This window comes from Bradyrhizobium sp. AZCC 2230 (assembly GCF_036924495.1).
GTDB classification, from domain to species: Bacteria; Pseudomonadota; Alphaproteobacteria; order Rhizobiales; family Xanthobacteraceae; genus Bradyrhizobium; species Bradyrhizobium rifense.
Map to the genome: position 1 here is coordinate 5,307,629 of NZ_JAZHRS010000001.1, position 22,793 is coordinate 5,330,421.

A 22,793-nucleotide genomic window follows, 5' to 3' on the forward strand; every position below is an offset into this window, starting at 1 on the left:
GGTCTTCTCACCGCCCCGATTTTGGGGCTAATAGGTCCCGAAAGCCGCCCCGCGTGGGCGCATTTTGCTGCTGTCGGGTCAAAAGCAGCCAAAAACAGCCATTTCCAACAAGAAAGACCATCATGAAACGCGTCGACGCCCACGGATTGAAGATCGCCCCCGTCCTTTTCGATTTCATAGCCGAGGAAGCCGCCCCGAAAACCGGGATCGCGCCGGATGCGTTCTGGGCAGGCGTAGCCGCCATCATCAAGGAGCTGGGGCCGAAGAACCGGTCGCTGCTCGCCTTCCGTGACTCGCTGCAGGCCAAGATCGACGACTGGCACCGCGCGAGCAAGGGCAAGGCGTTCGACCTCGACGCCTACACCGCCTTCCTGAAAGAGATCGGCTATCTCGTCCCCGAGCCCGCGACGCAGAAGGTCGAGACCGCCAATGTGGACGAGGAGATCGGCAAGATCTGCGGCCCGCAGCTGGTCGTGCCGCTCACCAATGCGCGCTACGCGCTGAACGCGGCGAATGCGCGCTGGGGCTCGCTCTATGACGCCTTCTACGGCACCGACGCGATCCCTCACGATGCTGCCGAGAGCGGCAAGGGTTACAACAAGGCACGCGGCGACAAGGTGATCGCCAAGGCCAAGGCGTTCCTCGACGCCGCCGTGCCGCTCGCGACCGGCAGCCACACCGACGTCACCGCCTATAGCGTCGTCGCGGGCCAGCTCGCGGTGAAGCTCAAGAGCGGCAACGCCACCGCGCTGAAGAACGCCGCGCAGTTCGCCGGCTTCCAGGGCGATGCGGCCGCACCGAGCGCGGTGCTGCTCGCCAATAACGGCCTGCATGTCGAGGTCAAGATCGACCGCAGCAGCGTGATCGGCAAGGACGATCCGGCCGGCGTCGCCGACATGGTGATGGAGTCCGCGGTCTCGACCATCCTCGACATGGAAGACTCGGTCGCCGCCGTCGATGCCGAAGACAAGGTGCTGGTCTATCGCAACACGCTCGGCCTGATGAACGGCACGCTGTCGGCCGACTTCGAAAAAGGCGGCAAGACGTTGACGCGTTCGCTCAACGCCGACCGCAGCTACAAGACGCCGGACGGAAAGGGCGAAGTGAAGCTGCATGGCCGCAGCCTGCTCTTGATGCGCAATTGCGGTCACCACATGTTCACCGACGCGGTGCTCGACGAGGCCGGCGAGGAAGTGCCCGAAGGCCTGCTCGATGCCGTGGTCTCGGGGCTGCTCGCCATTCACGACCTCAAGGGCAACTCCAAGGTCAAGAACAGCCGCACCGGATCGGCGTATATCGTCAAGCCAAAGATGCACGGCCCGGACGAGGTCTCGTTCACCTGCGAGATCTTCGACCGCGTCGAGAAGATGCTGGGCCTGCCTGAGAACACGCTCAAGGTCGGCATCATGGACGAGGAGCGGCGCACCACCGTCAACCTCAAGGCCTGCATCCAGCGCGCCTCCAAGCGCATCATGTTCATCAACACCGGCTTTCTCGACCGTACCGGCGACGAGATCCACACCTCGATGGAAGCGGGTCCGATGATCCGCAAGAACGAGATGAAGGCGCAGGCCTGGATCAAGGCCTATGAGGACTGGAACGTCGACATGGGCCTGATCGACGGCCTGCCCGGCCATGCCCAGATCGGCAAGGGCATGTGGGCAGCACCCGACAAGATGGCGGACATGCTGCAGCAGAAGCTTGCCCATCCGCAGGCCGGCGCCACCACGGCGTGGGTGCCCTCGCCGACCGCCGCGACCCTGCACGCCCTGCACTATCACCAGGTCAACGTGACCGTGCGTCAGCAGGAGCTGACCAAGGGCGGGCCGCGCGCAAAGCTCTCCGACATCCTCACCATTCCGGTGTCGAAGTCGAACTGGGCGCCCGACGACGTCAAGCAGGAGATCGACAACAATTGCCAGGGCATTCTGGGCTACGTCGTGCGCTGGATCGACCAGGGCGTCGGCTGCTCCAAGGTGCCTGACATCCACGATGTCGGCCTGATGGAAGACCGCGCCACCTTGCGCATCTCCAGCCAGCATCTCGCCAACTGGCTGCACCAGGGCGTCATCACCGAGGCACAGGTGATGGAGTCGCTCAAGCGCATGGCCGTGGTCGTGGACAAGCAGAACGCCGGCGATGCGATCTACAAGCCGATGGCGCCCGCCTTCGACGGCGTCGCCTTCAAGGCAGCCAGCGACCTCATCTTCAAAGGCCGCGAGCAGCCGAACGGCTACACCGAATACATCCTCACCGCGCGCCGCCGCGAGGCGAAGGCGCTCGGCTAAAAAGGCGGCGGGCTGATAAGGCCGCTTGCTCGAACATCAAAAGCCCCGGCGCAAGCCGGGGCTTTTGTGTTGAGGCGATAACATCCGCTAAAACACCGCGAGATATTTCAGCAGCGACACAATGCCGATGATGATGACCACGACGCGCGCGATCTGCTTGGCGCGGCCGTCCATCGGCAACATGTTGATGAGATAGAGAACGAGAATAATGACGAGAAAGGTGACGAGTACGCCGACCAACATCGCAAGGCCCCCTTCAGGCAAATTGCTAACGAGATCCTAACGCCTGTCTCGCGCGCCGGTTCCATCCGCGCAACCCATTACAACTTCTAGTAAATGCGTAATTCTACCGGCAGGCTGCCTGCCTAAAACTTTACCCTTTTCGTTTCAGATGCGGAAACCGTGCGGCCTGCGTGCCGCGAACGTTATGCGATTGCCGATGCGACCGCCCCCCGTTTTCTCGATTTTGCCGGGGCGCCCTTGACGAACTTTGAAATGGGAATTTGGGGGGACTTCGATGCTCAATCGCCTGACCGTATCCGCACTGTTGAAGGCAGTGATCGCGATCACGTCGATCTGCGTGGTGATCGCACTCTCGCTCACCGCCTACGAGTCCTGGGATCGCCTCAAGACTGCCAACCGCATCTCAGCGATCGCCGACGCCTCCGCCGATCTGTTCAAGGCGATGCACAATCTGCGCACCGATCGCTCCACCACTTCGCGGCTGCTGGCCGCGACCGAGCCGATGGATTCCGAGATCGACAAATATCTTCGCGCCCTGCGCGACGCCCAGATGCCGGCGATGGCACGCGCGCTCGAGCTGCTGCCGAGCATGGACTTCCCGCGATCCGGCACGCTGGTCCCGGAGCTCGCCCGCCTCAACAAATTGCTGATCGAGGAGCAAAAGGAGTTCTGGGAGAACGTCGCCAAGCCGAAGGACCAGCGCCGCGCGGGCCTGACCAAGGAATATATGGAGACGACGCAGGGCCTGCTCGACGTGCTCGATAATCTCGGGAACACGCTGGCCGCCACCGTCAACCATCAGGACGCCGAGATCGACCAGCTGCTGTCGATCAAGCAGAACGCCTGGCTGCTGCGCAACACCGCGGGCGAAGGTTCGCTGATCGTCTCGATGGGGCTTGCCGCCGGCAAGATCACGCCGGAAGCCCGCTACAACTATACCCAATATGTCGGCGGGACGAGCGCGATGTGGAAGGCGCTGGAATTGTCGACCTCGGGCATGCAGCTGCCGCCGGCGCTCGCCTCCGCCATGGCCGGAGCCAAGACCGCCTATTTCGATCCGCAATATCTTGCCTTGCGTGACCGTCTCGCGGACACGCTGGTCAAGGGCGAGAAGGCCGAGATGACGGCCAACCAGTGGAGCCCGATCACGGTCGGCCGTATGGCGAGCGCGGTTGCGGTCGCTGAAGCCGCCCTCGACGCCGCCAGGGCGCACACCCTCGATCAACGTGGTGCTGCGCAGCGCGCGCTGATCGTGCAGCTCGTGCTGCTGGCGCTTGCCATCGGCCTTGCAGTCGGCGCGATCATGCTGGTCAGCCGCCGCGTCATCAACCCGCTCAACACCATCCGCGATGCCATGCTCAAGGTCGCCGGCGGTGATCTCGCCGTCGACAGCGGCTATCTCGATCGCCAGGACGAGATCGGCGCCCTTGCCGGCGCACTGGAAACCTTCAAGCAGCAGGCCACCGAAAAGCTCAAGATCGAAGAGCACGAGCGCGAACGCAACGTCGGCGCTGCCGCGCGCCAGCGCGCAGTGGAAGCCTATGTCGGTGAGTTCGAGGGCGCGGTGCGCAAGACGCTGGGCGAGCTGAATGATGCGTCGGGGCGGATGCGCAAGACCTCGGGCGATCTCTCCGCCGTCTCGCGCCAGACCAACGACCGCGTCGAGGTCGCCGGCAAGGCCTCCAACGACGCCTCTACCAGCGTCGAGAGCGTAGCGGCCGCCGCCGAGGAGCTCTCGGCCTCGATCAACGACATCAGCCAGCAGGCCGCGCATGCCGCCGGTATTGCCGGTCGCGCCGTCACCGAGGCGCGCGAGACCGACGGCACCGTGCAGGGCCTGCAGAAGTCCGCAGGCCGCATCGGCGAGGTCGTCGGCCTCATCAACACCATCGCGCAGCAGACCAATCTGCTCGCGCTCAACGCCACGATCGAAGCCGCGCGCGCGGGTGAGGCCGGCCGCGGCTTTGCGGTGGTCGCCTCCGAGGTGAAATCGCTGGCGAGCCAGACGGCGAAGGCGACGGAGGAAATCTCCGAGCAGATCGCAGACATCCAGAAGGTCGCCGGCGATGCGATCAACGCGATCCAGACCATTGGCGGCATCATCGGCGAGGTCAACGAGGTCGCAACTGCGATTGCGGCTGCTGTGCAGGAGCAGGGCGCGGCGACGCAGGAGATCACCCGCAGCACCCAATATGCGGCGCAGGGCACCAAGAACGTCTCGCACAACATCACCGGCGTGAAAGCCGATGCGGACGCCGCAGCCGCGGCCGCAGACAACGTGAAGAGCGCCTCCGAGATGCTGGAGACCCAGAGCAACCAGCTCGGCCACGAGGTCAGCGACTTCCTCGGCAAGATCCGCGCGGCGTAGTACGTAATTTTACGGCAAGAACACTGTCTAAGTCTTTACCCTTTTCAGGCCAAATGCGCCTGAGCATCTGCTGTATGCAGGCGCGTTGATTGCGCGCATCCCTTGGTTTCGAAGTTCCTGGGGCTGCCGTTCCGGGGCACGAACTTCGAAACGCGTACCGGGGTGTCCGATGCTTAACCGCTTGACCGTATCCACGCTGCTGAAAGCGGTGATTCTTTCCACCGCGCTCGTCGTCGTCATCGGCTTCTCGATCAGCGCATGGAGCTCATGGGGCCGGCTGCAGCAGGCCAACCGGATCGTCGGGGTTTCGGCGGCGTCGGCCGAAGTGTTCAAGGCGATGGCCAACATCCGGGCCGACCGCTCGACCAGCAACCGCCAGCTCACCTCCGACGTCCCGATGGACAAGGACATCGAAAAATACATCCGCGATATCCGCGAAGCGCTGATGCCCGCGCTGGCCCGCACGCTCGAAATCCTGCCTTCGATCGAGATGCCCCAGCGCGAGGCGATGGCGACCGACCTCGACCGCTTCAACAAGGCGCTGCTCGCGGCGCAGACCGAGTTCTGGACCGAAGCCGCCAAGCCGAAAGCGTCGCGCCGCGCGGCGCTGGCAAAGGAATACACCGACAGCGAGGACGGATTGATGTCGGTGCTCGAGAAGCTGTCGCCGCTTCTTGCCGCGAGCGTCAACCACCAGGACGCCACGATCGACCAGTTGCTGATGATCAAGCAGATGGCCTGGCTGCTGCGCTTGAACGCCGGCGAGTCCTCGCTGATCGTCGGCAATGCGCTCGGCAGCGGCAAGATCGCGCCGGAAGTCCAGCTCGCCTACACCAAATGGGTCGGCGGCACCGAGACCGCCTGGAACGCGATCGAGCTCGCCGCGACCGGCATGCAATTGCCCCTAGCGTTGAGCTCGGCAATGGCTGAAGCCAAGTCGACCTATTTTGATCCGCAATATGCCGCCACGCGCGACGGAATTATCGCAGCCATCGCCAAGGGTGAGAAGGCGTCGATGACCGCCAATCAGTGGAGCCCCTATTCGGTGCCCCGCATGATGACCGCGGTGAAGCTTGCCGATGCGGCGCTACAGGCCGCCAAGGATCATTCCGCGGCACAGCGCTCGTCCGCCGTCCAGTGGTTGATCGTCAATACCGCCCTGCTCATGGCCGCCATCGTTCTGACCGGGGCCGCAATGCTGGCCGTCAGCCGCCGCGTGATCACGCCGCTGCATCGGATTCGCGATGCCATGCTCAAGGTCGCCGGCGGCGATCTCGGCGTCGACAGCGGCTATCTCGATCGCCAGGACGAGATCGGCGCCCTTGCCGGCGCGCTGGAGACCTTCAAGCAGCAGGCGATCGACAAGCTCAAGATCGAGGAGCAGGAGCGCGAGCGCAATGCCGGCGCCGCCGCGCGCCAGCGCGCCATGGAGACCTATGTCGGCGAATTCGAAGGCGTGGTGCGCAAGTCGCTCGGCGAATTGAGCGACGCTTCGGCCGAGATGCGCAAGACTTCGGGCGATCTCTCCGCCGTGTCGCGCCAGACCAACGAGCGCGTCGAGGTCGCCGGCAAGGCCTCCAACGACGCCTCGACCAGCGTCGAGAGCGTAGCGGCCGCCGCCGAGGAGCTCTCGGCCTCGATCAACGACATCAGCCAGCAGGCCGCCCATGCCGCGGGCATCGCCAGCCGCGCCGTCAACCAGGCCCGCGAGACCGACAGCACCGTGCAGGGACTGGCGCAATCGGCCGGCCGCATCGGCGAGGTCGTCGGGCTGATCAACACCATCGCGGCGCAGACCAATTTGCTCGCGCTCAACGCCACGATCGAGGCCGCCCGTGCCGGCGAAGCCGGCCGCGGTTTTGCGGTTGTCGCCTCCGAGGTGAAATCGCTGGCGAGCCAGACCGCGAAGGCGACCGAGGAGATTTCGGAGCAGATCTCCGACATCCAGAGGGTCGCGGGCGATGCCATCAACGCGATCCAGGCGATCGGCGGCATCATCGGCGAGGTCAATGAGGTCGCCACCGCGATTGCCGCCGCCGTGCAGGAGCAGGGCGCAGCGACGCAGGAGATCACCCGCAGCACGCAATATGCCGCGCAGGGCACCAAGAATGTCTCCGACAATATCACCGGCGTGAAGGCGGATGCCGACACCGCAGCCGGCGCCGCCGACAACGTCAAGCAGGCCTCGCAGATGCTGGAGACGCAGAGCCGCCAGCTCGGCGATCAGGTCAGCGACTTCCTGGGCAAGATCCGCGCGGCGTAAGGGATTCCGGCCCCTACTCCTTCGCCACCACCGGCACCTGGCGGAATTTTGCGCGAATCTTTTCCGGCAATGGGGAGAAGTTCATCGCGATACCGCGGCGATCGTTGGCGTTGCGGTTGGCGACGACGAGGCCCTCGCTGCCCGCAACAATATCGCCCTTGCGCAAGGTCGGATCGTCCTCGGCCTTGAGCGAAGCGAGGCCGGCCGAGTCCTTGCCGTTGCAGGTACACCCGGACACGATCTCGTTGCGATAGCGAAAGGCGTTCGGCAGATCGGAATAGGATTTGCCGCTGTCGGTCGTGGCGTCGTCGATATTGCTGCCATAGACCAGCGAAGTCTCCGACGCCGGGCAGAAGCTCTTGCAGGATTGCGCCTTGCTCTCGGCGTCGTTGCCTTGCGCCGGGAAATAACGCCCGTCACAGCCGCGCACGCAATAGGCCGTGCCACCACCATAGGACGTGCGCTGGCGTGGCGCGTCGTCGTTCGGGAACGGCACCCGAATCTCCGGCGGCGGCCGCATCCTGAATCCGCCGAACAGCGCCGAGAAAAAATCCTCCGCATGCGCCGAAGGCATCAGCGCAAGGCCGAAGGAAGCGATCGTGACGAACGCGGCCGCTCCGCCAGCCGACTTGCTGATCGAACGTCTCATCTTGTGACCTCACTTAAGCTCTTAGTCCACCGACGACGCTGAGATGTTCAGCGCCTGGCGCCCCGAGGGCAGCGTCGTCATCGCCGGCCGCTTGCGGACGGGATCGCCGCCGCGCGCCATCAGCGGCGCATTCTTCGGCAGCACCACGACCTTGGCGCCAACATTGACGCGGCTGAAGAGGTCGCTGACGTCTTCGTTGGTCAGACGGATGCAGCCGGAGGAGACGAACTTGCCGATCGTGGTCGGATCGTTGGTGCCATGGATGCGGTATTGGCTGGAGCCGAGATACATCGCGCGCGCCCCCAGCGGATTGCCGGGGCCACCGGCCACGAAGCGCGGCAGATAGGGCTGGCGCGCGATCATCTCTGCCGGTGGATGCCAATCCGGCCATTCCGCCTTGCGGGTGATGCTCTGTACGCCCGACCAGGTGAAACCTTCGCGACCGACGCCGACGCCGTAGCGCATGGCGCGGCCGTTGCCGAGCACATAATAGAGATAGGTGTTGGCGGTATCGATGACGACGGTGCCGGCCGGTTCGTTGCGGTCGAAGCTGACGATCTGCCGGCGCAGGCGATCCGGCAGCGCCGCGTCCTCGTCGGCGGCCTGCGGCGCCTCGCCCGTGTAGCCCTGCGAATAGGTCTGGTCTTGCGGATAGGCCTGCGGCTGCATCGGCGCGAAGCCAAGGGTTTGGGCTTGTGCTGCGAAGGGTACCGTCAGCAACGCTGTCGCAAAGGCAAAAGCGGTGACGACGCGCGGCGAGAAGCTGCGACCGACGACTGAGAATTTTGTCATGTGCTGCCCCGTGTGATGTCTGCATCCTGAGTGATGCGGCTTCACAACAAACGCAGCAGAACCGACTCAAGTTCCGCCGGCATCTGCAGCAACAACGTCACAGTCAAGCGAGCGCAACTTCACGAAGCCGCGATGGAACCGTCGCAGGGGTCGGGCGTTTTCCGATGACCAACGGGCGCCCGGACACCTCCGTGCGGGGAGAGAAATTGTGCGCGTCCTTCCCAGTGAACGTCTGATTTCCGGCAACGACGAAGGTACTCCGCTTCCCGACAGCCATACGGAGCTGCCGCCGGTGATCCGGCGCACCGAGTTCGTTGCCTTTGCGCTCGCCGGCCTGCTCCTGATCGCCATCGTCGCCGTGCTCTATGTCGCCAAGGCGTTTTTCCTGCCGGTCGTGATGGCCGTCGTCGCCGGCACCATGCTGTCGCCGGCCGCGACCTTTCTGGAAAAACGGCACGTGCCGCGGGCCCTCGGCGCCGTGCTCATCGTGATCGCGGTGACCGCGCTGGTCGCTTTCGTCTTCGCGCTGATTGCTGCACCTGCCATGGAATGGAGCTCGCGTCTGCCGGAGCTGGGCGCGCAGCTCAAGGATAAGATGCACGTCTTCGACCGGCCCCTGGCGCTGTGGGGAGAGCTGCAAACCATGGTCGGTGGCTCCGAGGGGCTACCGAACCTCCAACTGCCCAAGTTCGAATGGGTGCAGCCGACACTGGAATTCCTGTCACCGACTTTCGCCGAATTCCTGCTGTTCTTCGCCACCCTGATCCTGTTCATCGCCAGCTGGCGCGATCTGCGGCGCGCCATGATCATGAATTTCAGCGATCGCGACGCGCGGCTGCGCACGCTCCGTATCCTCAACGAGATCGAGGTCCATCTCGGCAACTATCTGGTTACGGTCACCGTCATCAATATCGGCGTGGGCATTGCGGCCGGTATCGTCTGTGCGGTCACCGGTATGCCCAATCCGGCTGGCCTGGGTGCGCTCGCCGCGACGCTCAACTTCATCCCAATCATCGGGCCCGTCGCCATGTTCGTCATTTTAGCCGTCGTCGGCGTCGTGGCCTTCCCGACCATCGGCGGTGGGCTGGCGGCGGCGATCGCCTTCGGGGGTATTACTTTCCTGGAAGGGCACTTCGTCACGCCGACCATCATCGGCCGCAGACTGGCGCTGAATGCGCTCGCCGTGTTCATCGCGCTGGCGTTCTGGACCTGGCTGTGGGGACCGATGGGCGCCTTCCTGTCCTCTCCGCTCCTCATCGTGGGGCTGATTCTCAAGGAGCATCTATTGCCGGAGAATTCGCCGCAATTGCCGCAGGCATGACGGGCTCCGCAAACGGAACTTCCGCCACAACCAAACGTTTTCCGCCCATCTCACCGCCAACAGTTCGGAGCCTGTGATGTCAATAACCGATGGCGAAGCCAGGATGAGAGACTGGACCGACAAAGCCACCGCAGAACGCCTCGAGAAGGATGTAGCAGCCGTGAAAAACGATATCGCCGCCCTCACCGACCAGATCACCGACGCGCTCAACACTTTTGCCAACGCCACTGGCAAGCAGGCCCGGCGTGGCTACAAGCAGGCGCGCGACAACATGGAATCGACGGTCGACGACTTCTCCGAGCGTGGCAGCGCCATGATGGGCGCGGCGCAGGACGCCTACGGCTCGATCGAGGAGACGCTGGAGGACGCGATCACGCAGCGGCCGCTCGCGACCGTCGGTGTCGCGCTCGGCATCGGCTTCCTGATCGGCTTCGCCTGGCGCCGCTAGCGCGCACGATGAATTTTGAGGTCACGACGGCCTCCGGCGCCGTGACCGGCACGTGACGAATTGGCTTGTGGGGACCTGAGGAGCAAGACCGTGCTTCAACGCATCATCGACGGCATCAGCGCATCGACGGGCACGACCGTGCGGCTGACCTCGCTGGCGGCTGGCGCAGCGTTCGCGCTGTTCATCACCACGTGCTTCCTCTGCGCGGCGGCCTTCATCGCGGTGCTGGAGAAATATGGTCCCGTGCAGGCCTGCCTTGCGGGCGCCGGCATCTTCTTCCTGCTGACGCTTGCCACTGCGGGAAGCTATTGGGGCTACAAGCGGGAGATGCGGACGCGCGCCCGCATCGCCGCCGAGCGCGCCGCGAAGGCGGCCCCGAGCATGCTCGCCGATCCCATGCTGATCGCAACCGGCTTGCAGATCGTCCGCGCCATCGGCGTCAAGCGGCTGTTGCCGATCCTGGCCATCGGCGGCGTCGCGCTCGGAATCATGGCAAGCCGCGCAGGCGCTGCCGATGAGGCATCAGCCGAGCCGGCGGAGTGACGACGAGACCGCGTTAAGAAAGTTGCGCTGCCAACCGGACGAACAAGCTGGCGGAAATCCAGAGCCCACCTCTGCGCAATTTTTCATCAGGCGCGGTAAATCCACGGGCCTTCACGCAAACGCTACTCGGATAGGCAGGCGGTTGCCGCTAAAAGCATCGCCCCTGATTCTAAAAGTCATTTCCGCAATGAAGCCGTCCGTCAAGGCGAACCTCTCCGCATTTCAGCCCGATGCCCGTCTTTACCTGACGCTCGGGATTGCGACCTGGTCGGTCTTCGTCGATCACATCCCGAACAATGTCGTCAACCTGCTGACGCTGCGCAACTTCGGCTTCAGCGGCGCTGCCGACCTGTTTGTGTTCGTGGTGGGCTATGGCGTCGCCATCATCTACGGCAGGATGGCGCTGGAGCGCGGCTATGTCGTCGCCGCGACGCGCATCTTCGGCCGCGTCTGGCGTCTCTATGCCGCCTATGTCGTGCTGTTCGTGGTCTACATCGACACCATCGCCTATGTGGCCTCGCAATCGATGGCACCGGAGATCATCAGCGACTACAACATCTCAGGCATTCTCGAACATCCGCTGCGCATCCTGGTCCGCGGCCTCGTGCTGCAGGAAGAGCCGCTCAATCTCGACCTGCTGCAATTGATGATCCCGTTGATGGCCTTCTTCCCGTTTGCCTTGTGGGGGCTGTTGCGGCGGCCGAACGTGACACTGGCGCTCTCTGCCGCGTTCTATTTCGCGGCGCGCTGGTTCGAGTGGGGTTTCCGGACTTATCCGGACCAGGAATGGACGTTCAATCCGTTCTGTTGGCAGATGCTGATGGTGCTGGGCGGCTGGTTCGCCGTCACCGGCGCGTCAGGCCGCACCTTCCGCAACCTGCCCTGGCTCCGCGTGCTGGCGGGCGCCTATCTGGTGTCGGCGATGGCCATCACCCTGATGCGCCATTCGCCGACATTGTCCGCCTATTTGCCGGATGTCGTGCTCAACGGCATCTCACCGACCGACAAGGAAAACCTCGCGCCCTATCGCGTGCTCCATTTCCTCGCGCTCGCTTTCATCGCGACCCACCTCATCCCGGCCGACCATCCGGGGCTGCAATGGAAGCCGCTCCAGATGGTGATCAAATGCGGCGAGGAATGGCTCGCCGTGTTCTGCATCGGCGTATTCCTGTCCTTCGCCGGCCATCTCATCCTGATCACCGGCGCCAATCTGGTCGTGATGCAGATCGGGGTGAGCCTTGCCGGTTTCGCAGCGATGACGGCGGTGGCCTATTATATCTCCTGGTCGAAGCGTCAGGACGAGCCGGCGGCTGTACGGCAGCGGGCCTAGGCCCAAGGCTTTCCCAAGGCTCTCGCGCGATTTCGCTAGGCCGGAGACCTTGGCTACGCTATGCGGACGAGGTGGCAGCCTGAAGGAATGGCGGCCTCTGCGCGAGGAGAGTCCGGCTTGGTCATGGCGAAAGGCACGAGCGATACGGCCGAGGGCGCGCCCCGACGCGGCCGGCCGCGCTCGATCGAGACCACCAACGCCATCCTCGAAAGCGCCTATGCGCTGATGGCGACCACCGGCCTCGCCGCGACCACGATCGATGCCGTCGCGCGCCACTCCAACGTCTCCAAGATGACGATCTACAAATGGTGGCCGTCGCGGGAAGCGCTGCTGATCGATGCCTTCCTCCATCACGCCGCGCAAATGCTGCCGCTGCCTCCGGTGAGTGCGGGTACGCCCGCGGCGCGCGCGCGCCGCCATGCTGTCGCCTATGCCGAGGCCTTGCAGGGCGAGTTCGGCAAGGTGCAGCTTGCGGTCATCTCCGAATGCATCTCCAAGACCGGCTCGGCGGAGCTGTTCTATGCCCGCTACCTCCAGTTCCGCCGCGACGCGCTGGTGGAGATGATCGCGACCGGCCAGCGTGACGGCAGCATTCTGGCCGCGGCTCCGGCGGAGGATCTCTACGACGCCATCTATGGCAGCCTGTTCTACCGCTACGTCTTCGGCATCGCGCCGATCACGCCGGCCTATGCACGCAACCTGGTCGACCTGGTGTTGCGGCCGAAGAGCTAGCGCACCGGCTTCACCGGCTGCGACAGCTTTTCCGTACGGTCGCGCTCGGTCATGTCCACGACGGTCTCCATCGGCGCGATCAATTCATAGACATAGGAGACATCGGTGAAATAGCGCTTGGCGGTGCCGCCGAGCGCTTCGGGCGCGACGCGGTCGAGCAGGATCAGACCGAAATCCGAATCCGGCCGGCGCGTCGCCTCGCTGGTGTTGAACTCCTCCCAGCGGAAATGAAACACCGTCTCGGGCTCCTCGCCCGTCACCGTCCAGTTTGCGGTGATGTGCGGATGCTTGCCGACCAGCGACAGGCCTTCGTCCGAGTGCGAGGCAAGCTCGAAGAACAGCAGCGACAGGCTCTGGGCGGCGCGCGCGCTGACCGCGATATCCGGGCCACTGACGGCGATGCGATCGGCATGCGGAATGGCGCGCGCTTCAAACAGGCCCTTCAGCTTGACGCCCTGCCACTGGCTCTCGCTGAGCAGCGAGACCACGTTCGACATGGCGTGGATGCGGCCGATCAGCAGCTCGCGCGCGATATCGATGTCGGAGCCGTGGCGCAGCGTGCGCGTCACGATCGACTGGATCACCGCGAGGATGTTCTTGACCCGGTGGTTGAGTTCGTCGATGACCGCCGTCAGTCGCCGCTCGAAGCCGATCCGCACCTGGATCTCGCGGCTGAGCCTTAAGTTGTTGTAGGCGACGTAACCGAACAGGCCGCAGACCATCGCGGTGATGGCGAAGCCGATCGCCGCGACGATGATGGCGGTCTGCTCGGCGCGCCGTGCCGAATTGGTCTTGGCGTAATAGCCGAGCTGCCAGTCGCGGCCGCCGAAGCTGATGGTGCGCGTCGCCGACGGCGTCGGCCCATCCGGCGTCGTCATGCGGGTGGAGACGACGCCCTGGTCGTTGGCAATGAGCTCGCTACCTTCCTTGCGCGGGTCCTTCAGCGCGACCGAGAACAACGACAGATCGTCATTGGTCAGCATCAGCGAAGCCAGCTCGTAGGAAAAGGTGACGAAGCCGGCCGGCTCGGTGGCGCCCTCGGGTAAGACGGGGGCGGCCACGATGACGCCGATCGGCCCGTTGTCGCGCAAGAGCGGTATGGGGTCGGAGGCAACCGACCGCTTCTCGACCCTGGCACGCGTCAGCATGGCGTTGCGAACCGGCTCGTTATCGTAGCTGCGGCCCGGCAGCGCCTTGGTCTCGTCGCTGCGCGGCTCGAGGTCCATCAGCACGTCGATCGGCTGGGTCAGGCTTGCCGGGTTGATCGGCTTGTCGCTGTAGTCACGAATCTGCGGTTTCGGGAAGCCGGCAGCCGCAATCGCGGTCTGCGCGGCAGCGAGCTCGCTCGGCTGCAGCCGGGCGACCCAGCCGGCCACCACGAAATCGGTCTTGAAGGCGTAGATCGCCGAGCGCAGCGGCTCCAGCATGTTGGGCTTCAGCACCGACGGCGCACGGAACAGGCCTGAGGCGACACGCGCCAGCAGCTCGCGCTCGGTCGATCTGTCCTGGACGAGGCTCGCGTGAACGTCGATCGCGCGGGCCAGCGCAATCCGGTCCAGCGCCAGCTCCTGGTCGTGGACGCGATAGGCCGCAAGCCCGGAGAGCAGGGCCCCGAGCAGAGCGATGAAGCCGATGATGAAACCCAGCCGGACCACGCGACTACTCAGGCGAAGGCAGGAGGTCGGCAATAAACACGGAGCATATCAACGCCGCTCGAACGGCCATGTGCCGAAACAGGGTGGACCCCAGTGGCAGAGATAATGACGGAGGAGGCATCTGTACGCAACTTCGGTCGCCGAAAAAGCTTAATCCGCCCGGCCGATCGTCTGGCCAACAGCGGCTCTGCTCCGGGCACCGGAGGTAGATAATCGCCGTGTCCGAAATTTGTTCCGCTGATGCGGCTTTGCCTCAGACGTTAACGGCGGGAAATGCCTGCGCCATGTCGCCGCGGCCCGTCAGCCCGCCCGCTTCAATCCACCCTTGGTCTCGATGAAGCCGACGATGCGGTCGAGGCCCTCGCTCTTCTTCAGATTGGTCATGACGAAGGGGCGCTCGCCGCGCATGCGCCTGGCATCCGTGTCCATCTTCTCGAGGGAGGCACCGACATGGGGCGCGAGGTCGATCTTGTTGATGACGAGAAGGTCGGAACGGGTGATGCCGGGGCCGCCCTTGGACGGGATCTTGTCGCCGGCGGCAACGTCGATGACGTAGATGGTGAGGTCGGCGAGCTCCGGGGAAAAAGTGGCAGCGAGATTGTCACCGCCCGATTCGATCAGCACGAGATCGAGCCCGGGGAATTTGGCGCGCATGTCGGCGACCGCGGCGAGATTCATCGAAGCGTCCTCGCGGATCGCGGTGTGCGGGCAGCCGCCGGTCTCGACGCCGGCGATGCGGTCCGGCGTCAGCGAGCCCGAGCGCACCAGGAATTCCGCATCCCATTTGGTGTAGATGTCGTTGGTGATCGCGGCGATGTCGTAGCGCTCGCGCATGGTCTTGCAGAGCAGATCCATCAGCGCGGTCTTGCCCGATCCGACGGGGCCGCCGACGCCGACACGCAAGGGGCCGTGAGAAGTTGCCATGTAGTTGCTCTCTCTTGATCAGTTGAAGGCCGTATCGCTCACGAGCGAAACAACCGCGTATATTGTGTCTCGTGCCGCAGGCTGGCGAGATCGGCGCGGAAGGTTGCGCTGCCGAGATCGTCCAGTGTCGCCTTCAGCGCCCGACTGGCGGTTGCGGCGACGGCGGCTTCCAGTTTCACCAGCACGCGCTGGCTGTCGGTCTGGCCGAGCGGAATGATCCGGCTGGCCGCCGAAATCCAGTTCGAGACCAGCGCATGCAGGAAGGCGTGCAGCGTCGGCGCAAGCGGCAGGCCGTGCAGCGCGGCGACGACGCCGACGGCGACGGGATAGACCAGCGGCGTGCGGCATGCCGCGACCATGGCATCCAGACCCTCGGCATCCCACGCCGCGCGGGAGATGTCGATGAAGGCGCGCCCCTGAGAGGTCGTCTCGAGCTGCCGTTCGCGCGACGGCACAAAGGCCGCGGCGAGCTCGGCGATATCGTTCAAGGACGCGTCTTCGCCGGCCGCGGCGGCGCGATAGGCATGGACCAGAAACGTCGCATCGCAAAAGCCGGAGCCGTCGCCGAGCATGGCATCGAGCCAATCGGCCAGCGTCGCCATGTCGGTGACGTCCCCCGCTTCGACCGCCCACTCGATGCCGCTGGAATAGGAGAAGCCGCCGACGGGAAAGGCCGGCGACAGCCACGTCATCAGCCGGTACAGCGCCGCCGCCTCGCGCTCGGCGAGGTCACCGTTACTGACCGGCTCATTTGTGGTCATGAGCATGCGTGTGGCCGTGGTGATGGTCGGGATGGTCGCAGTGCTCGTCATGATGATGGTGATCGTGCCCATGGTCATGTGCGGCATCGGAATGGTGGTCGTGGCCGTGATGATCATGCTGATCGTGGCCATGACCATGATCATGATGGTCGTGATCGTGGTGTCCGTGGTCGTCATGCCCGTGCGCATGGCGGGCCTCGGCATAGGCTCCGCCTTCGGGATCGAACGGCGCCTCGATCTCGACCACCCGCGCGCCAAGCCCCTTCACCATGGCTTCGATGACGTGGTCGCGGCGAATGCGCAAGGCCTTGGCCATGAGCTGCGTCGGCAGATGGCGGTTACCGAGGTGCCAGGCGACGCGGATGAGATGGTGCGGATCGTGGCCGCGGATCTCGAGCAGCGGCTCGGGTGCCGCGACCACTTCGACCAGCCTTCCGTCCTCCAGCACCAGCGCATCGCCGCCGCGCAGCGCGACGGCGTTCTCCAGATCGAGCAGGAATTCGAGACCCCGCGTCCCCGTCATCGCCATGCGACGGCGGTGTCGATCGTCGAAATCGAGCACGACCGTATCCGCCGGCGTTTCCGTGAAGCGGTGCTGTCCCTGAACCTGCGTCGCCCGGATCATGCGCTGTTACCTCGTCTCGACCTTCTCGGGCGTGATGACCTCGATCTTCGGCGGCGCTGCGAAGCATTTCACCGCGACACGGCCGAACGTCTTCATGTGCTCCTGGCCGCGATGCGGCACCAGCGCCTCGGCATTCTCCCACTGCTCGACGAACACCATCTTGGAGGGATCGGTGACGCTCTCGTGCAGATCGTAGGCGATATTGCCGGGTTCCTTCCGCGTCTCCTTGATGCAGGCGGTGGCGGCCGCAATGAATTCGGCGCGCGTTTCGGGCTTGATGGTCAGGGTGGCAACGACGTAGATCACGAGAAATCCTCCCGGCTTTTCTTCTCAGGGTACGATACCGGGCGGGACATTAGACCAGCCGGGATCGAACGCAAAACCGGAAAAGCCGTTCCCGGACATGCAGTGATGCGCCCGGGACATGCGTTGAGGCGCTATTTCAGTACATGAAATATCGCTGCGCCATCGGCAGCACCTCGGCGGGCGGACAGGTCAGAAGCTCGCCGTCGGCACGCACCTCATAGGTCTCCGGATCGACCTCGATATTGGGCGTGGCGTCGTTATGGATCATGCTCTTCTTCGAGATCTTGCTGCGGGTGTTCTGGACCGCATAGAGCTTCTTCTCGATGCCGAGTTTTCGCGCCAGCCCACCGGTAATGGCTGCCTTTGAAGTAAACACCACCGAGGACGCCGTGCGCGCCTTGCCGAAGGCGCCGAACATCGGCTGATAATGCACTGGCTGCGGCGTCGGAATCGAGGCGTTCGGGTCGCCCATGGGCGCTGCGACGATCATGCCGCCCTTGACGATGCAATCCGGCTTGACGCCGAAGAAGGCCGGCGACCACAGCACGAGATCAGCGAGCTTGCCCTTCTCCACCGAACCGATCAGCTTCGACACGCCATGCGCGATCGCCGGATTGATCGTGTACTTGGCGATGTAGCGCTTCACGCGAAAATTGTCGTTGTCCTTGCCCTTGTCCTGCGGCAGCGACCCGCGCTGCTTCTTCATCTTGTCGGCGGTCTGCCAGGTCCGGATGATGACCTCGCCGAGACGGCCCATGGCCTGGGAGTCCGAGGACATCATCGAGAGCGCGCCGAGGTCGTGCAGGATGTCCTCGGCGGCGATGGTTTCCTTGCGGATGCGGCTTTCCGCGAACGCCAGATCTTCCGCGATCGAGGGATCGAGGTGGTGGCACACCATCAGCATGTCCAGATGCTCGTCGATGGTGTTGCGCGTGAACGGCCGCGTCGGATTGGTCGAGGACGGCAGCACGTTCTTCAAGCCGGCGATCTTGATGATGTCAGGGGCGTGACCACCGCCGGCACCTTCGGTGTGGAAGGCGTGGATGGTGCGGCCCTTGAACGCCTTGATGGTGTCCTCGACAAAGCCGGATTCGTTCAGCGTGTCGGAATGCAGCATGACCTGAATGTCGTAGTCGTCGGCCACCGACAGGCAATTGTCGATTGCGGCCGGTGTCGTGCCCCAGTCCTCGTGCAGCTTCAGCGCGCAGGCGCCGGCCTTGATCATCTCGACCAGCGCGGCTGGACGCGACGCATTGCCCTTGCCGGAGATGCCGAGATTGACCGGGAAGGCGTCGAACGACTGGATCATCCGCCCCATGTGCCAGGGGCCGGGCGTGCAGGTCGTGGCGAAGGTGCCGTGCGAGGGACCAGTGCCGCCGCCGAGCATCGAGGTGACGCCGGACATCAGCGCGTGCTCGATCTGCTGCGGGCAAATGAAATGGATGTGGCTGTCGAAGCCGCCGGCGGTGAGGATTTTCCCCTCACCCGCGATCACGTCGGTGCCGGGGCCAATGATGATGGTGACGCCCGGCTGGATATCGGGATTGCCGGCCTTGCCGATCGCCGAAATCATGCCCTCCTTGATGGCGACGTCGGCCTTGACGATGCCCCAATGGTCGACGATCAGCGCATTGGTGATGACGGTATCGGCCGCGCCCTGCTTGTTGGTGACCTGCGACTGCCCCATGCCGTCACGGATCACCTTGCCGCCGCCGAACTTCACCTCCTCGCCATAGATGGTGAAGTCCTTCTCGACCTCGATGATCAGATCGGTGTCGGCCAGCCGCACCTTGTCGCCGGTGGTCGGACCGAACATGTCGGCATAGACGGAACGCTTCATCTTGACGGACATCACAAGCCCCGTTTGCGTTTGAATTCCAATTCAGTGCTCACAGCGAGGCCCTCGCTGTTCGTACCATGTTGTCGAATGTCGTGTCGAGCCATGGGTTGCCGCCACGGCAGCCGGCGACGACCTGCTCGGCCCAACCGGTGTAGTCGGCGAGGTCGTCGCGCTCCTCAGCGGTCGGATCGGAATGAATGCGCGCGCCGATATTGCTGACCTTGTCGGCGATCTTGATCAGTTTTGCGCTTGCCGATTTCTTCGGCGCATCGACCACCTGCAGACGTCGCCGCTCGGCCTTCGGCAAGCTCATATCGTCGGTGCATTCGACGACGAGAGAGGCGACACGGTCGGAGAATCTTTGCGCGAGCTCTTCGCGCGTGGTCTCGGTGTCCTCGATCACATCGTGCAGCCAGCCGGCCGCGACGAGCTCGGCGTCGGCCCCATCGGTCGCGGCCGCCAGCAGGTTCGCGACCTCCGCGAGATGGTTGATGTAAGGCTCATTCCCCCGCCCCTTGCGCGCCATGCCATTGTGCCGGCGCGCAGCCAGCTCAGCAGCTTCCGAGATGAGGCGGACGGCGGAGAGCATGCCTCACAGCTTCCCCATCACATCGCCACGAAAACCGTAGATCGTCTTCTTGCCGGCGAGCGCGACGAGCTGGACGTCGCGGGTCTGGCCGGGTTCGAAGCGGACGGCGGTGCCGGCGGCGATGTCGAGGCGCATGCCGCGGGACTTCTTGCGGTCGAACTTCAGCGCCGGGTTGGTCTCGAAGAAATGGTAGTGCGAGCCGACCTGGATCGGGCGGTCGCCGGTGTTGGCCACCGTCAGCGTCACGGTCTTGCGGCCGGCATTGAGCTCGATCTCGCCGTCCTGGATGAAGAGTTCGCCGGGGATCATGCGTCTTACCCCTATCGGATCGGTTCGTGCACGGTGACGAGCTTGGTGCCGTCAGGGAACGTCGCCTCGACCTGGATGTCGTGGATCATCTCGGGGATGCCAGGCATCACCTGATCGCGGGTCAGCACCTGCGCGCCGGATTGCATCAGCTCGGCGACGGTGCGGCCGTCGCGCGCTCCCTCGAGGATGAAATCGGAGATGATCGCGATCGCCTCGGGATGATTGAGCTTGACTCCACGGTCGAGCCTGCGGCGGGCCACGATCGCCGCCATCGAGATCAGAAGCTTGTCCTTTTCGCGGGGAGACAGATTCATGCGAAATCTCTTCCGTTCAACACTTGAATTCAGCCAGCCATCAATTCAGCCAGAGTCGCGGCAAGGCCGCACCGGTGCGCGCCAGCACGGCCATCATGTCGGCGCGCAAACGCGCCGCATCTTGGGCACAGAACCGCGCCATTGCAAAGCCATTCCAGGCCGAGATTCCGACCTCGCCCGCGAAACTATCCGATGCCTCACGAATGCGCTCGACCAGAGCCTCGTCGCCGGGCACGATCAGGGCCGTGCCGATCGCAGCACCCGCCTTGGCAACCGCCGATCGCGCGAGCTTTGCGCCGATATTGCCGTCGAGCCTGATCGTCTCGGCAAAGACCAGCCTGCCGCCACGGCGCAACCGCCAGCGGTCGACGAATTCGCCCTGCTCCATGCGCTCGCCCATGGCGGTGCGGCCGAATACGACAATTTCACAAAGCAGGAGCGAGGCGGCATCATCGAGTTCGATGTCGAAGCGGCGATGAACCCGGGCGCGATCGAACAGGATCGTCTCCTGCGGCAACCAGCCGAGATGCGCGCCGGCCGCAACCTTCAAGCAAATATTGAGCTGCGCTGCCGCGCCCGGCGCGCGATAGACCTTTTCCGCGGCCGCCGTGGTCAGCGTCAAACGCGCAGCGTCGGCGGCCGAGATCTCGATGTCGAAGCGATCGCCGCCGGCGACGCCGCCGGCCGTGTTGATGAACACGCCGGACAGGCCGTCATCCTCCGGCGAGGGGAAGCGCACGCGGAGCGAGCCGGATTCATGCAAAGAGCCGCGCCGCGTCACGCCGTCGCGGGCGTGCACGTCGAAGCGCACCGCGCCACGGGCACGATTGGCTTCGAACACCGAAGATGTCGCCAAAGATGTGACCAAGGCGTCGCTGCGCATCCGTCTCCCCCAGCCGGCCGCGGCAGGATTTTTGTAGTCTACAATTTCCCGGCTTACAGCGCCATCTGGCGGCTGATCTCGCTGGCGTCGAGATTGGAGCGGTCGCAGGTGAACTTCACCGCGCCGCGATCCATCACCGCGAAACTGTCGCCGAGCTCGCAGGCAAAGTCGAGATATTGTTCGACCAGCACGATGGCGATGTTGCCGAGGTTGCGCAAGTAGGAGATGGCCCGGCCGATGTCCTTGATGATCGAGGGCTGGATCCCCTCGGTCGGCTCGTCGAGCAATAGCAGCTTCGGCCGCATCACCAGCGCACGCCCGATCGCCAGCTGTTGCTGCTGGCCGCCGGAGAGATCGCCGCCGCGCCGGCCGAGCATGGACTCCAGCACCGGAAACAACGAGAACACGTCGTCCGGGATGTGCTTGTCCTCGCGCTTGAGCGGGCCGAAGCCGGTCTTGAGGTTCTCCTCGACCGTCAGAAGCGGAAAGATCTCGCGGCCCTGCGGTACGAAGCCGATGCCTTTGCGCGCCCGCTCATAGGGCTTGAGGCCCGTGATGTCGCTGCCGTCGAACACAATCGCGCCCGAGGAGATCGGATATTGCCCGACCATGGCGCGCAACAGCGAGGTCTTGCCGACGCCGTTACGCCCGAGCACGCACGTCACCTTGCCCGGCTCGGCCGCGATCGAGACGCCGCGCAGCGCCTGGGCCGCGCCGTAGTAGAGATTGATATCTTTCACATCCAGCATCTTCGGTGCCTCTTGGCGAGTAGCGAGTGGCGAATAGCGATGGCCGGCCGACCTCTCCCTATTCGCTACTCCCTATTCGCCACTCGCGGTTCCCTGCTATCGTCCCAAATACACTTCGATGACCCGCTCGTTCGACGAGACCTGGTCGATGGTTCCTTCGGCGAGCACCGTGCCTTCGTGCAGGCAGGTGACCTTGACCCCGAGCTCGCGCACGAACGTCATGTCGTGCTCGACCACCATGACCGTATGGGTCTTGTTGATCTCCTTGAGCAGCTCGGCGGTGAGATGCGTCTCGACGTCAGTCATCCCTGCGACGGGTTCGTCGACAAGAAGCAGTTTTGGATCCTGCGCCAGCAGCATGCCGATCTCGAGCCATTGCTTCTGGCCGTGGCTGAGGCTGCCGGCGAGGCGGTTGCGGGCGTCAGTGAGGCGGATCGTCTCCAGCACCTTGTCGATACGCTCCGACTCCGCCCTGCTGCCGCGCCAGAAGAGCGTGCCCTTGACGCTGTGATCGACATTGAGCGCGAGCAGGAGGTTGTCGTGCACGGTCTGGCTTTCGAACACCGTCGGCTTCTGGAATTTGCGGCCGATGCCAAGCTCGGCGATGCGGGTCTCGTCCAGCCGCGTCAGGTCGGTGACGCCGTCGAACAGGACGGTGCCCTCGTCCGGCTTGGTCTTGCCCGTGATGATGTCCATCATCGTGGTCTTGCCGGCGCCGTTCGGGCCGATGATGGCGCGCATCTCGCCGGGCGCGAGCGTCAACGACAGATTGTTGATGGCGTGGAAGCCGTCGAACGAGACGTGCACGCCGTCGAGATAGAGCATCGCGGAGGTCGCGCGGGTATCCATGACGTTCATGAC

Annotated in this window: 23 protein-coding genes; 8 read left to right on the forward strand and 15 right to left on the reverse strand. The window is 64.3% G+C overall.

Going from position 1 to position 22,793, the window contains the following annotated elements:
* Positions 1 to 122 precede the first annotated feature (122 nt).
* Positions 123 to 2,288, forward strand: a complete 2,166-nt coding sequence (locus tag V1280_RS25500; protein ID WP_334530483.1) for a malate synthase G — start codon at positions 123 to 125, stop codon at positions 2,286 to 2,288.
* Positions 2,289 to 2,375: 87 nt separating this feature from the next.
* On the opposite strand, the gene V1280_RS25505 is transcribed toward V1280_RS25500, so the two are convergent.
* A complete protein-coding gene (locus tag V1280_RS25505) occupies positions 2,376 to 2,531 on the reverse strand; it encodes a Thivi_2564 family membrane protein (RefSeq protein WP_084292245.1) in 156 nt (51 codons plus the stop codon).
* A gap of 274 nt (positions 2,532 to 2,805) precedes the next feature.
* Here V1280_RS25505 and V1280_RS25510 point away from each other — a divergent pair, with 274 nt between their 5' ends.
* Positions 2,806 to 4,899 (forward strand): methyl-accepting chemotaxis protein, encoded by a 2,094-nt coding sequence (locus V1280_RS25510; protein ID WP_334530487.1) that lies wholly within the window; start codon positions 2,806 to 2,808, stop codon positions 4,897 to 4,899.
* 169 nt (positions 4,900 to 5,068) lie between these two features.
* A complete protein-coding gene (locus V1280_RS25515; protein ID WP_334530490.1) occupies positions 5,069 to 7,162 on the forward strand; it encodes a methyl-accepting chemotaxis protein in 2,094 nt (697 codons plus the stop codon).
* Positions 7,163 to 7,175: 13 nt separating this feature from the next.
* On the opposite strand, the gene V1280_RS25520 is transcribed toward V1280_RS25515, so the two are convergent.
* The gene (locus tag V1280_RS25520) at positions 7,176 to 7,811 is read right to left on the reverse strand and encodes a DUF2865 domain-containing protein (RefSeq protein WP_334530494.1); all 636 of its coding nucleotides are present in this window, start codon (positions 7,809 to 7,811) and stop codon (positions 7,176 to 7,178) included.
* Positions 7,812 to 7,832: 21 nt separating this feature from the next.
* Positions 7,833 to 8,603: a L,D-transpeptidase gene (locus tag V1280_RS25525; protein WP_334530497.1), complete on the reverse strand. Its 771-nt coding sequence runs from the start codon at positions 8,601 to 8,603 to the stop codon at positions 7,833 to 7,835.
* A 208-nt stretch (positions 8,604 to 8,811) separates the two neighbouring features.
* Between V1280_RS25525 and V1280_RS25530 the strand changes: the two genes are divergently transcribed.
* From V1280_RS25530 to V1280_RS25550, 5 genes are all read left to right on the forward strand, one after another.
* Positions 8,812 to 9,924, forward strand: coding sequence for an AI-2E family transporter (locus V1280_RS25530; RefSeq protein ID WP_334530500.1), 1,113 nt, complete (start codon positions 8,812 to 8,814; stop codon positions 9,922 to 9,924).
* Positions 9,925 to 10,000: 76 nt separating this feature from the next.
* A complete protein-coding gene (locus tag V1280_RS25535; RefSeq protein WP_334530503.1) occupies positions 10,001 to 10,372 on the forward strand; it encodes a DUF883 family protein in 372 nt (123 codons plus the stop codon).
* A 90-nt stretch (positions 10,373 to 10,462) separates the two neighbouring features.
* Positions 10,463 to 10,915 (forward strand): hypothetical protein, encoded by a 453-nt coding sequence (locus V1280_RS25540; RefSeq protein ID WP_334530506.1) that lies wholly within the window; start codon positions 10,463 to 10,465, stop codon positions 10,913 to 10,915.
* Positions 10,916 to 11,102: 187 nt separating this feature from the next.
* Positions 11,103 to 12,245 carry an OpgC domain-containing protein gene (locus V1280_RS25545; protein WP_334530508.1) on the forward strand — a complete coding sequence of 381 codons (1,143 nt, stop codon included), beginning with the start codon at positions 11,103 to 11,105 and terminating at the stop codon, positions 12,243 to 12,245.
* A gap of 123 nt (positions 12,246 to 12,368) precedes the next feature.
* Positions 12,369 to 12,977 (forward strand): TetR/AcrR family transcriptional regulator, encoded by a 609-nt coding sequence (locus tag V1280_RS25550; protein WP_334538410.1) that lies wholly within the window; start codon positions 12,369 to 12,371, stop codon positions 12,975 to 12,977.
* Here the strand turns inward: V1280_RS25550 and V1280_RS25555 are convergent.
* The 12 genes from V1280_RS25555 to urtD all read right to left on the reverse strand — a co-directional run bounded on the left by V1280_RS25555 (position 12,974) and on the right by urtD (position 22,790).
* Positions 12,974 to 14,632, reverse strand: coding sequence for a CHASE domain-containing protein (locus tag V1280_RS25555; protein WP_334530511.1), 1,659 nt, complete (start codon positions 14,630 to 14,632; stop codon positions 12,974 to 12,976). The genes V1280_RS25550 and V1280_RS25555 overlap by 4 nt on opposite strands.
* Positions 14,633 to 14,932: 300 nt before the next feature.
* Complete coding sequence (gene ureG, locus V1280_RS25560) at positions 14,933 to 15,556, reverse strand: urease accessory protein UreG (protein WP_148776805.1); 624 nt, start codon at positions 15,554 to 15,556, stop codon at positions 14,933 to 14,935.
* 38 nt (positions 15,557 to 15,594) lie between these two features.
* Positions 15,595 to 16,323, reverse strand: a complete 729-nt coding sequence (locus tag V1280_RS25565) for an urease accessory protein UreF (RefSeq protein ID WP_334538411.1) — start codon at positions 16,321 to 16,323, stop codon at positions 15,595 to 15,597.
* Entirely contained in the window at positions 16,304 to 16,942 is a 639-nt protein-coding gene (gene ureE / locus V1280_RS25570; protein WP_334530517.1) for an urease accessory protein UreE, read from the reverse strand. The genes V1280_RS25565 and ureE overlap by 20 nt, the downstream gene beginning before the upstream one ends.
* 6 nt (positions 16,943 to 16,948) lie before the next feature.
* Positions 16,949 to 17,248: a putative quinol monooxygenase gene (locus V1280_RS25575; protein WP_148776808.1), complete on the reverse strand. Its 300-nt coding sequence runs from the start codon at positions 17,246 to 17,248 to the stop codon at positions 16,949 to 16,951.
* A 136-nt stretch (positions 17,249 to 17,384) separates the two neighbouring features.
* Positions 17,385 to 19,100 (reverse strand): urease subunit alpha, encoded by a 1,716-nt coding sequence (ureC, locus tag V1280_RS25580; RefSeq protein WP_334530520.1) that lies wholly within the window; start codon positions 19,098 to 19,100, stop codon positions 17,385 to 17,387.
* A 37-nt stretch (positions 19,101 to 19,137) separates the two neighbouring features.
* Positions 19,138 to 19,677 (reverse strand): HD domain-containing protein, encoded by a 540-nt coding sequence (locus tag V1280_RS25585; RefSeq protein WP_334530523.1) that lies wholly within the window; start codon positions 19,675 to 19,677, stop codon positions 19,138 to 19,140.
* Between the two features lie 3 nt (positions 19,678 to 19,680).
* Positions 19,681 to 19,986, reverse strand: a complete 306-nt coding sequence (locus V1280_RS25590) for an urease subunit beta (protein WP_092227079.1) — start codon at positions 19,984 to 19,986, stop codon at positions 19,681 to 19,683.
* 11 nt (positions 19,987 to 19,997) lie between these two features.
* Positions 19,998 to 20,300: an urease subunit gamma gene (locus V1280_RS25595; protein WP_007605424.1), complete on the reverse strand. Its 303-nt coding sequence runs from the start codon at positions 20,298 to 20,300 to the stop codon at positions 19,998 to 20,000.
* 40 nt (positions 20,301 to 20,340) lie between these two features.
* Positions 20,341 to 21,183: an urease accessory protein UreD gene (locus V1280_RS25600; protein ID WP_334530528.1), complete on the reverse strand. Its 843-nt coding sequence runs from the start codon at positions 21,181 to 21,183 to the stop codon at positions 20,341 to 20,343.
* Between the two features lie 53 nt (positions 21,184 to 21,236).
* The gene (urtE, locus tag V1280_RS25605) at positions 21,237 to 21,932 is read right to left on the reverse strand and encodes an urea ABC transporter ATP-binding subunit UrtE (protein ID WP_334530530.1); all 696 of its coding nucleotides are present in this window, start codon (positions 21,930 to 21,932) and stop codon (positions 21,237 to 21,239) included.
* A gap of 96 nt (positions 21,933 to 22,028) precedes the next feature.
* Positions 22,029 to 22,790: an urea ABC transporter ATP-binding protein UrtD gene (gene urtD, locus V1280_RS25610; protein ID WP_148776814.1), complete on the reverse strand. Its 762-nt coding sequence runs from the start codon at positions 22,788 to 22,790 to the stop codon at positions 22,029 to 22,031.
* Between the last annotated feature and the right edge of the window lie 3 nt (positions 22,791 to 22,793).

Excerpts from the sequence above, each read along its gene's own strand:
- V1280_RS25550 (WP_334538410.1), top strand. The coding sequence starts at position 12,369 with ATGGCGAAAGGCACGAGCGATACGGCCGAGGGCGCGCCCCGACGCGGC.
- V1280_RS25545 (WP_334530508.1), top strand. The coding sequence starts at position 11,103 with ATGAAGCCGTCCGTCAAGGCGAACCTCTCCGCATTTCAGCCCGATGCC.
- V1280_RS25500 (WP_334530483.1), top strand. The coding sequence starts at position 123 with ATGAAACGCGTCGACGCCCACGGATTGAAGATCGCCCCCGTCCTTTTC.
- ureE (WP_334530517.1), bottom strand. The coding sequence starts at position 16,942 with ATGATCCGGGCGACGCAGGTTCAGGGACAGCACCGCTTCACGGAAACG.
- V1280_RS25535 (WP_334530503.1), top strand. The coding sequence starts at position 10,001 with ATGTCAATAACCGATGGCGAAGCCAGGATGAGAGACTGGACCGACAAA.
- V1280_RS25585 (WP_334530523.1), bottom strand. The coding sequence starts at position 19,677 with ATGCTCTCCGCCGTCCGCCTCATCTCGGAAGCTGCTGAGCTGGCTGCG.
- V1280_RS25595 (WP_007605424.1), bottom strand. The coding sequence starts at position 20,300 with ATGAATCTGTCTCCCCGCGAAAAGGACAAGCTTCTGATCTCGATGGCG.
- urtE (WP_334530530.1), bottom strand. The coding sequence starts at position 21,932 with ATGCTGGATGTGAAAGATATCAATCTCTACTACGGCGCGGCCCAGGCG.
- V1280_RS25505 (WP_084292245.1), bottom strand. The coding sequence starts at position 2,531 with ATGTTGGTCGGCGTACTCGTCACCTTTCTCGTCATTATTCTCGTTCTC.
- V1280_RS25510 (WP_334530487.1), top strand. The coding sequence starts at position 2,806 with ATGCTCAATCGCCTGACCGTATCCGCACTGTTGAAGGCAGTGATCGCG.
- urtD (WP_148776814.1), bottom strand. The coding sequence starts at position 22,790 with ATGAACGTCATGGATACCCGCGCGACCTCCGCGATGCTCTATCTCGAC.
- ureC (WP_334530520.1), bottom strand. The coding sequence starts at position 19,100 with ATGTCCGTCAAGATGAAGCGTTCCGTCTATGCCGACATGTTCGGTCCG.
- ureG (WP_148776805.1), bottom strand. The coding sequence starts at position 15,556 with ATGGCAACTTCTCACGGCCCCTTGCGTGTCGGCGTCGGCGGCCCCGTC.
- V1280_RS25520 (WP_334530494.1), bottom strand. The coding sequence starts at position 7,811 with ATGAGACGTTCGATCAGCAAGTCGGCTGGCGGAGCGGCCGCGTTCGTC.
- V1280_RS25600 (WP_334530528.1), bottom strand. The coding sequence starts at position 21,183 with ATGCGCAGCGACGCCTTGGTCACATCTTTGGCGACATCTTCGGTGTTC.
- V1280_RS25525 (WP_334530497.1), bottom strand. The coding sequence starts at position 8,603 with ATGACAAAATTCTCAGTCGTCGGTCGCAGCTTCTCGCCGCGCGTCGTC.
- V1280_RS25590 (WP_092227079.1), bottom strand. The coding sequence starts at position 19,986 with ATGATCCCCGGCGAACTCTTCATCCAGGACGGCGAGATCGAGCTCAAT.
- V1280_RS25515 (WP_334530490.1), top strand. The coding sequence starts at position 5,069 with ATGCTTAACCGCTTGACCGTATCCACGCTGCTGAAAGCGGTGATTCTT.
- V1280_RS25565 (WP_334538411.1), bottom strand. The coding sequence starts at position 16,323 with ATGCTCATGACCACAAATGAGCCGGTCAGTAACGGTGACCTCGCCGAG.